This is a genomic window from Burkholderia sp. Ac-20379 (assembly GCF_017104645.1).
Classification (GTDB): Bacteria; Pseudomonadota; Gammaproteobacteria; order Burkholderiales; family Burkholderiaceae; genus Burkholderia.
This window is the reverse complement of sequence record NZ_JAAGPF010000315.1, coordinates 1-8,864: the sequence shown is the minus strand read 5'-3', so window position 1 is coordinate 8,864 and position 8,864 is coordinate 1. Positions and strand designations below refer to the sequence as shown.

Genomic DNA, 8,864 nt, shown 5'->3' with positions numbered 1-8,864 from the left:
AACTGCAGGCGCCGGCCGTGCAGCCGGCCGTTCAGCAGGTGCAAACCGCGCCGCAAGCGCTGCCGGCGCTCGCGCCGCAACAGGCGCAACAGGCGCAACAGCCCCAGCCGCAAGCCGCCGTTCAACCTCCGGCGCAACCTGCGATCGCGCCGGCGCCGCCGCCCGCGCCGGTCGCGGCAGCCGAGCAGCCTCGCCGGCCCGCACGCATCTACACCCGTGCCTCGGACATCGGTTCGACCACGGAATCCTGGCTCGAACTGCAACGCAGCAACCGCGCCGCGTCGGATAACCCGCATCCGTTCGAGGGGGCCGCTGCATCCTACGCCTATCAGCGCTACCTGAATTCGTTCGGTACGCAGATTCCGACGTGGTTCGGCTCGTCGCAGCGCGCATCGGGAAGCAGCGGCAGCAGCGGCTCGTCGTCCGGCAGCGGGCAGTCGCAATAATCGTCGAGGTTCATCATGAGATCCGCTCAACCCCGTCGCCCCGGCCGCCAGGCCGATATCGGCACGAAGCCCGGTGTGCTCGCGGGCCGGCGCCGGGAGCGCGGCTCGTTCGCGATGATGACGGTCATCTTCATGACGGCAGCCATCGCGATCCTCGGCATGATCGACGTCGGCAACGTGTTCTTCCAGCGCCGCGACATGCAGCGGATCGCCGACATGGCCGCGATGGCGGGCGTGCAGCGCGTGGACAACACGTGCTCGATGTCGCCGGGCGCGGCCACGCTGAGCGCCACCACCAACGGCCTGAACGCCGGCAACGGCGACACCATCACGATCAATTGCGGGCGCTGGGATCCGACGTACTATCCCGGCCCGAGCTACTACTCGGCCGGCGCGAGCGCCGGTGCGTCGGGCGACGTCAACGCGCGCCAGTGGAATGCCGTGCAGGTGAAGGTCACGCGCACGGTGCCGTACTTCTTCCTCGGCCCGTCGCGCACCGTGCAGGCCAGCTCGACGGCGCGCGCCACGGCGATCGACGTGTTCTCGGTCGGCGCGACGCTCGCCCAGCTTGGCGGCACCAGTTGCTCCGGCACGCCGGCGTCGTCGACCGCGAATCCGGGGCTCGTCAACGGTTTGCTGAGCGGGCTGCTCGGATCCGCGTCGGGGCTCAACCTGAGCCTCGTGTCGTATCAGGCGCTGGCCTGCACCAACGTGCGGCTCGCCGATCTGGCCACCGCGGCGGGCGTCGGCACGATCAGCCAGTTGCTGGCGCTGAAGCTGTCGCTGTCGCAGTTCCTGAGCCTCGTGGCCAATGCCGCCCAGCAGACGAGTGTCGCGAACGCGAACCTGCAGGCCAGCCTCGGCGCGCTCCAGGCGCTGGTCAAGGCGAACGTGAACGGCGGCAACGTCAACCTGGGCGGCGCGAACGGCCTGTTGAACGTCGCGCTGGCCGATACGCAATCGGCGGCCACGGCCACCGTCAATCTGCTCGACCTGATCATGGTGGGCGCCGAGGTCGCCAACTCGAACAACGCGGTGGCCGTCAACGTGCCGTCGGTGAATCTGAGCGGGCTGACCGGCACGCAGTTGCAAGTGCAGATCATCAGCCCGCCGACGATCGGCATCGGCGAGGGCGGCATCAATCCGGCCACGGGGACGTGGCGCACCACGGCGTCGACGGCGGCGGTGGGGTTGTATCTGGTGGTCGATCTCGGCACCGATTCGAAACTCGGACAGATCCTGCAACTGGTCGGCGTCAATTTTCATGTGAGCTTGCCGATCTACGTACAAGTGGGCACTGGCACAGCCGTGCTCAATTCAACGCAATGCGGGTCGACATTGGCCACGAGTACAGCGACGATCACGGCGACCCCCGGGGTGGCGAACCTCTGCATCGGTACGCCACCGCTCAACGCCAACGGAATGATCAGCCTGTCATCAACCTATAGCTGCAAATCGCCCGCGACCATCATCGATGCCAATGTGTCGCTGTTGAACCTGATTGGTCTGGCGCATCTGACCGCAAGTATCTCGAATGTCTCGGTGCAGGTGCAGGGGGCGCCGCAGACACATGTGTTTTCGGGCCAGACAGGTACCGACGCCGATTACTGGACCTCGAATTCCAATGCCTTGGGCTCGGCGCTGGCCAATGCATTGGTTCAGCTTTCGGGCGCGAAAATTTCAGCCAACTTATCGTTGTTGGGCATACCACTTGGCATTGCTTCGGGCTTCGTCTCGGAATTGCTCAGTTTCGTCACGTCGCTGCTCGGCCCGATCCTGCAGTCGCTCGACGCCATTATTGTTCCGCTGCTGAACCTGCTCGGCGTGCAGGTGGGCGCGGCCACCGTCCACCATATGTCGCTGACCTGCGGCGTGTCCCAGACGGTCTACTGAACGCATTGACTGGTATCCGATGAGAAATTCACCTGCAATCGAGGGGCTCGACCTCTACGTCTGGGAGGGCAAGGCGGACATCGTCGACCGTGTCGCGCGCTGCATGGCCAGTTTCGACGTGGAAGTGATCCGCGCCGACAACGTGGTTCTGTCGGCCGAGCGCGCGGCGGCGCGTCCGTCGCTGGCGATCATCAGCGTCAGCATGATCGAGAGCGGCGCCGCCTTCCTCAGCGAATGGCAGGCCAATATCGGCATGCCGGTGGTCTGGGTGGGCGCGGCGCGCGGCGGCGGCGCCGACGCGGCGTCGTATCCGCCCGAGTATTCGCACATCCTGCCGCTCGATTTCACCTGCGCCGAGTTGCGCGGGCTGGTGTCGAAGCTGGTCGCGCAGTTGCGCGCGCATGCCGCGCAAACCTCCGCGCCGGCCATGCTGGTCGCGCATTCCGAACCGATGCAGGCGCTGCTGCAGGAAGTCGACACGTTCGCCGACTGCGACACCAACGTGCTGCTGCACGGCGAAACCGGCGTCGGCAAGGAGCGCATCGCCCAGTTGCTGCACGAAAAGCATTCGCGCTACCGCCACGGCGAATTCGTGCCGGTCAACTGCGGCGCGATTCCGGACGGGCTGTTCGAATCGCTGTTCTTCGGCCATGCGAAAGGATCGTTCACGGGCGCCGTGGTCGCGCACAAGGGCTATTTCGAGCAGGCGGCGGGCGGCACGCTGTTCCTCGACGAAGTCGGCGACCTGCCGCTCTACCAGCAGGTCAAGCTGCTGCGCGTGCTGGAAGACGGCACGGTGCTGCGGGTCGGCGCGGTGGCGCCGCTCAAGGTCGATTTCCGGCTCGTCGCGGCCAGCAACAAGAAGCTGCCGCAGCTCGTGAAGGAGGGCGCGTTTCGCGCCGACCTGTATTACCGGCTCGCCGTGATCGAGCTCGGCATTCCATCTCTCGAGGAGCGCGGCGCCGTCGACAAGATCGCGCTGTTCAAGTCGTTCGTGGCCGAAGTGGTGGGGGAGAACCGCCTGGCCGCGCTGCCCGATCTGCCTTACTGGCTGGCCGATGCGGTGGCCGACACCTATTTCCCCGGCAACGTCCGCGAACTGCGCAACCTGGCCGAACGGGTGGGCGTGACGGTGCGGCAAACGGGCGCCTGGGATGCGGCGCGGCTGCAACGCCTGGTGGCCCATGCGCGTGCGGCGCAGCCGGTGCCGGCCGAGAGCGTGGCCGAGGTTTACGTCGACCGCAGCAAGTGGGATATGAGTGAGCGCAACAAAGTCATTGCCGCGCTTGACGCGAACGGCTGGCGCCGCCAGGATACCGCCCAACACCTTGGAATCAGCCGAAAAGTGTTGTGGGAAAAGATGCGGAAATACCAGATTTTCGACGAAGAGCCCGAAGCGCGCGAAAGTGAGGGATAATGCGAAAATTGCGGTCAGAAATACAACTAATCTGTGCAGGATTCTCTACATGAGCCATAAACGGGTTTTGGGGCGCGCATTTATTGCTGGATTGTTGGTGGCAGGGGGGCTTCAAGCCGTACAGGCGCAGGGTTTGGCGGGTAGTGACGACGCCGCACCGGTGGCGTCTTCGCGCGGTGGTGTCGTGAATTCAGCGCCGGCTGCGCCGAGCGCATTGCCGCCCGCATCCGCTGGCGCGCAACCGTCGTCCGCGGCCGCCGATGGCGCCACGCAAAGCACGGTCGACGAACTGCAGCAGCAGATCCAGGCCCACTCGCTGACCGAAATGCGCACGGCGTACAACGGCAGCTATGGCGCCAGCCTGTTGTTCAGCATCAAGGATTCGACGTACTACGTCGCCTTGTTTCAGCAAAAGGCGTTTTGGCGCGTGATCAAGACGACGAACGAAGCACGCGCCGAAGCCGTGTTCCGCGATTTCTCGAAGCAGGCCGAGTCGCTGTCCGGCACGGAATTGCAGGCCGCTCGCCTCGAAGCGCAGAAATCGCAGACAGACAAGCAGATCGCCGTGGTGCAGGATCGCGCGAACCGCCTGCAGGCCGATTTGCAGATCGCCCGCGAGCAGCAAGTGGCCGTCAACAATCGCCAGAAGGCGACGCGCAGCGAAGCGGCATCCCTGCAATCGCAGCGCGATGCATTGCAGGCTCAACTGCGCCAGTTGCAGATGCAGGTGCGGTCGCTGCAGCGTCAGGCCGACGCCGGGTTGCCGGGCAACCAGTAAGGTTTTTGCGGGCCGGATGAAAAACGGGCAAGCCGAAAGGCTTGCCCGTTTTGCGTTTACCTGCCGCGCTTATTCGCCGCTGCCGCTGCCGCCGCCGCTGCCGCCGCCCGTAGTGCGCACCGGCGCGCTGCCCGATGCCGCGCCGCCCGGCGGCACGACGCGCAGCACCTGGCCGACTTCGATCGCATCAGGGTTCGCGATGCCATTCCAGCGCGCGAGGTTCGAGACCGGTTGGCGGTTCGCGCGGGCGATCTTCGACAGCGTGTCGCCGCGCTCGACGCGGTAGAAGCCGGGGCCGACCGGCGCGGAACCGCACGCGGCCAGGACAACGGCAAGTGAAGCGAGGACGAACCCTCGGGCGGCTTTGACCAACATGGAACCTCGCAAGACGCCGCGGCGCGGGGCGCGGCGGCGGGATACAAAAGCGGGGATTTTACCGGGTTCGCGGGGCGCGCCGCCGATTTGCGGGCTCGATCGCCGCGCGAGACGTGCGCGGCGTCATGGCAGGGCCACGGAGCGGGCGGCGCGGAGGGCGGCAGGCTCCGCCTGACGCCTGGCCGCGCGCCGTGTTGTTCAGCCGAGCGTCGCGACGCTGATGCGCAACGAGGCTGTTTCCGTCGCGCCGGGCGCGAGCATGCGCAGGCCGAGGCCGTTGTGGATCGCGTCGGGCAGGCCGAGCCACGGTTCCACGCAATAGAAATCCGATTCCGGCTTTTCGGTCCAGGTCGTCACCGTGTACCACTCGACCGAGCCGGGGCGGTTCAGGTCGATGTCGATGCGGCGGTTGCGGCCCGGCATCGTGATGCGCAGCGGGCGGGCCGGCACGCCTTCGAGGCAGTGGAAGCGGTCGAGGATGCGCGCCTCGTCGAGCGTGTAGCGCGGCTCGCCGGCCACCGGCGCGCTGATCGAGCCGTCCGCTTGCTGGAAGCGGCGCTGCGTCGGCGGCAGGTCGAGCGAGGTTTGCGCGCGCTCGCCGTGCGGCAGCGCGAAGTAGAAGTGATGGCCCGCGTAGTAGGGCAGCGGTTCGTCGCCGAGGTTGCGGGTGGTCAGTTCGACGTCGAGCGTGTTCGCGTCGGCGAACTGGTAGCGCGCGTCGAAGCGGAACGCGAACGGGTAGCCGCCGCGCGTCGCGTCGCTCGATTCGAGCGTCATGTCGATGCCGCGGCCGTCCGCGTCCACATGCGCCGCGAACGGCAGGTCGCGCGCGAAGCCGTGCATCGGCAGGTCGCGCACCACGCCCTGCGCATCGCGCCAGCGGCCGATCGTGTCGCCGACGCGATGCCGGCCCAGAAACGGGAACAGCAGCGGGTTGCCGCCGCGCACCTTGGCCGGCGCGCTCCAGTCGGCCTGCTCGGGCCAGAAGATGACCGGCTCGCCATCGATGTCCCACGACAGGAGACGGCCGCCGGCTTGCGGTGCGACGCGCAGCCGCGACGGGCCGTCGACGAGTTCGATGATGTCCTGCTGTTGGAAGAGGGGCATGGTGTCCTTCGGTCGGCGTCAACACAACGGGCGGACAGCATAGCGGACGTCACGCGCTTGCGCGAGGGGAACGCCGCCGCGAACGGCGGCGCGGCGACGGCAGAAATCGGGAAAACTTGCCTAGGGGAAACCCATGTGGGGAAATTGCGGGTGGCAGTCTGTCGGTTTGACCGCATAATTGCGCTGACAGGTTACTTTTCGTTACACCGGTGTTGAATCAGGAGTCGGCAGCATGGATCTGGCAATGGCAATGGGAATCGCTCTGTTCGGGATGTTCACAGGCAGCACGCTGCTGTTTTTCTACCAGCTCGGCCGCTGACGCCGAAACCGCCGCGGGCTCCGCCCCGCGGTGCATCCAGGCCCGCCGTCCTAGGGATCGCGGGCCGTTTTGTTTCTGGGAACATTTCAATTTCCTGACGGTTTCCCGGTTCTGTCGATGAAAGCGGCGAAGTGCGGCCAACCGACTTGGCGCACGGAATGCTGCTGTGCATAATCGGTGCGCTGCCGGATTGTCCATCCGGTGTACCGAGCGCTGTTCCCATTCATCATCGACAAAAGGACCGACGCGTGAGCCTCTGGTTTCTGGTATTTCTGAGCGTCCTGCAGGGCGTGACCGAACTCTTCCCCGTCAGCAGCCTGGGTCACACGCTGCTGATGCCCGCGCTGATCGGCATGCATATCGACAAGCATGCGCCGCAACTGTTGCCCTTCCTGGTTGCACTGCACCTTGGCACCGCGCTCGCGCTGCTCTGGTATTTCCGCGCGCGCTGGTGCGCGCTGGTGCGCGGTTTCTTCGCTTCGTTCGGCGGCCGTCCCAACGACGACGCGCACATGATGTGGGCGCTGATCATCGGCACGATTCCGGCCGGGCTCGTTGGGCTGCTGCTCGAGAAGAAGATCGAGCATGTGTTTCACGATCTGCGGATCGTGGCCGCGGCGCTGATCGTCAACGGCATCTTGTTGTGGTTCGGCGATCGGTTGCAGCGTTCGCGCGCGCATCAGGCGCCCGAGAAGCTCAGCTTCGGCAAGGCGTTTTTCGTCGGGCTGGCGCAGGTGGGGGCGCTGATCCCCGGCTTTTCGCGCAGCGGGCTGACGATGATCGCCGGCAGCGCCGCCGGGCTGACGACCGAGAAGGCCGCCGAGTTTTCGTTCCTGCTCGGCACGCCGATCATCCTGGCCGCCGGCGTGCTCGAACTGCCGAAGCTGTTCCACGCGCCGGATCAACTGGCCGACGCGGCGCTGGGCGGCGTGCTGACGGCGATTGCCGCGTATCTGAGCATCCGCTTCCTGATGCGCTATTTCGAAGGGCGCGGGCGTCTCGCGTCGTTCGGCGTGTATTGCGTGCTGGCGGGGCTGTTCTGCCTCGGCTGGTTCGCGTTCCATGCGCAGCCGGTCTGATTCGACCGTGCCCCGTTTGCGCTGGCTGAGCGTTGGCGATCGGGTATAATCTTTGGCTCGGAATTCTTCGGGGGCGCTGTTGGCGCTTCGTGCGAGGGTTCCGGTCCGATGTGGCGAGCGGGGCGTTCCGTTCGTTGCTTCGCTTCTTTCTGGCGGCGCCGGTGTCGGCGCCGCCTGTCTCATGACCGCCCTTAGCTCAGACGGATAGAGCAACGGCCTTCTAAGCCGTAGGTCACACGTTCGAATCGTGTAGGGCGGGCCAGTCAAATCAATCGCTTAGTGTAAATTTTGTCGGCAGTTCTAGTTCGGGTGAATATCGTGTAGGCGTCGTGTAAGTGTTCGCGGTCTATCTCGATCGAACTTGATCAATGCGAAACGCTACCCTACCTCTTGAATTCGGTTATGGTCGCCTGTCGTCGTCTCTAAGGGGTGCAAGCGCTGCAGGATCCTGCGTCCCCCAGCAAGTGATTGCCGTGCTGAAGAGATAAAATCCAGCCGCGACAGTGGACGTGAACAGACTCGTGGCCGCATGTGAAACGAGGTATCGAGTGACTGAAAACAGAACACCGCAAGAGATCATCGACTTCTCCGTGAAGTTGCATGAGACCTTGCGTAGCTACTTGGTGATGGAAAGCTGGACTCCGTTGATGGGGGCGCTTCTCTTGTCAGGGGTACAACCTCCGGTGGGCTGTACGGAATTGTAATGACTCAGCCAAACCTGCACAGGTTAAGCGGCTAAAGCAAATGCCTCGGCCGGGGGCTTCATCTTCAACGATTGATGCGGTCGCCGGTGGTTGTAGAACCGAATCCAGTCGGCGACGGCGCGGCTCGCATGCTGCAGCGACTCGAAGCGTTGCCGGTGCACGCATTGCTCCTTCAACGTTCTGATCACCCGCTCGACCATGCCGTTTTGCTGCGGGCAATGCGGCGTAATGAACGCCTGCTTCAGGCCGTAATCGCGCACCAGCTTCGTGTACGTTCGGCTCGTGAAAACCAGACCGTTGTCGCTCCTCAACAGGAATGGCGTCGATACCCGACCCAGCGTGCCGAACCTGGCAATCAACGCGTGCTCCAGCGCGCTGGTCGCAGTCGTCGCCTTGCCGCTTCGAGACAGGTGCTAGCCCAGCAACTCGCGCGTGTAGCAATCGATGACCAAGGCCAAGGTTGCCCAGCCATCTCGTCCTGCCCAGACGCGGCACATGTCGGTCGACCAGCGCTCGTTTGGCTTACGCGCAACCGATGGCATCGATTGCACCCGTGGCCGAAAGCCAACTGGCCGCTTGCGCACTTGCCAGCCCATCAACTGGAACACACGTTGCACCGTGTGGACTGCCCAGAGCACACTAGACACGCCTGACCCTCACGCCGCGGCTTGTTCAAAGGCCTCGGGACTCAGGCCGCCAAGATGACTATGGCGACGGGTTCGATTGTAAAAGACCTCGATGTAGTC

The 8,864-nt window shown here is 64.9% G+C and carries 8 protein-coding genes, 1 tRNA gene and 1 pseudogene; 6 read left to right on the top strand and 4 right to left on the bottom strand.

What is annotated here, in order from left to right; translation table 11 throughout:
* The 4 genes from G3N92_RS27285 to G3N92_RS27270 all read left to right on the top strand — a co-directional run.
* A partial coding sequence (locus tag G3N92_RS27285) for a DUF3613 domain-containing protein (RefSeq protein WP_206130698.1) occupies nucleotides 1-446 on the top strand: 446 nt, incomplete at its 5' end.
* A 15-nt stretch (nucleotides 447-461) separates the two neighbouring features.
* Entirely contained in the window at nucleotides 462-2,339 is a 1,878-nt protein-coding gene (locus tag G3N92_RS27280; protein WP_206130697.1) for a TadG family pilus assembly protein, read from the top strand.
* Nucleotides 2,340-2,358: 19 nt separating this feature from the next.
* Nucleotides 2,359-3,756 carry a sigma-54 dependent transcriptional regulator gene (locus G3N92_RS27275; RefSeq protein WP_206130696.1) on the top strand — a complete coding sequence of 466 codons (1,398 nt, stop codon included), beginning with the start codon at nucleotides 2,359-2,361 and terminating at the stop codon, nucleotides 3,754-3,756.
* 49 nt (nucleotides 3,757-3,805) lie between these two features.
* Entirely contained in the window at nucleotides 3,806-4,534 is a 729-nt protein-coding gene (locus G3N92_RS27270; protein ID WP_206130699.1) for a DUF2968 domain-containing protein, read from the top strand.
* Between the two features lie 123 nt (nucleotides 4,535-4,657).
* On the opposite strand, the pseudogene G3N92_RS27265 reads toward G3N92_RS27270, so the two are convergent.
* Together G3N92_RS27265 and G3N92_RS27260 are read right to left on the bottom strand one after the other, a co-directional pair.
* Nucleotides 4,658-4,909, bottom strand: a pseudogene (locus G3N92_RS27265) (LysM domain-containing protein); the annotation flags it as partial.
* Between the two features lie 198 nt (nucleotides 4,910-5,107).
* Nucleotides 5,108-6,016, bottom strand: a complete 909-nt coding sequence (locus G3N92_RS27260) for an aldose epimerase (RefSeq protein ID WP_206130695.1) — start codon at nucleotides 6,014-6,016, stop codon at nucleotides 5,108-5,110.
* Nucleotides 6,017-6,583: 567 nt separating this feature from the next.
* Between G3N92_RS27260 and G3N92_RS27255 the strand changes: the two genes are divergently transcribed.
* Together G3N92_RS27255 and G3N92_RS27250 are read left to right on the top strand one after the other, a co-directional pair.
* On the top strand, nucleotides 6,584-7,414 hold the full coding sequence (locus tag G3N92_RS27255) for an undecaprenyl-diphosphate phosphatase (protein WP_206130694.1): 831 nt from the start codon (nucleotides 6,584-6,586) through the stop codon (nucleotides 7,412-7,414).
* A gap of 185 nt (nucleotides 7,415-7,599) precedes the next feature.
* Nucleotides 7,600-7,676: transfer RNA gene (locus tag G3N92_RS27250), tRNA-Arg, on the top strand.
* Nucleotides 7,677-8,141: 465 nt separating this feature from the next.
* Here G3N92_RS27250 and G3N92_RS35110 read toward each other — a convergent pair.
* Nucleotides 8,142-8,477, bottom strand: coding sequence for an integrase core domain-containing protein (locus G3N92_RS35110; RefSeq protein WP_241015045.1), 336 nt, complete (start codon nucleotides 8,475-8,477; stop codon nucleotides 8,142-8,144).
* A gap of 297 nt (nucleotides 8,478-8,774) precedes the next feature.
* A partial coding sequence (locus G3N92_RS35565; RefSeq protein ID WP_339385770.1) for an IS3 family transposase occupies nucleotides 8,775-8,864 on the bottom strand: 90 nt, incomplete at its 5' end.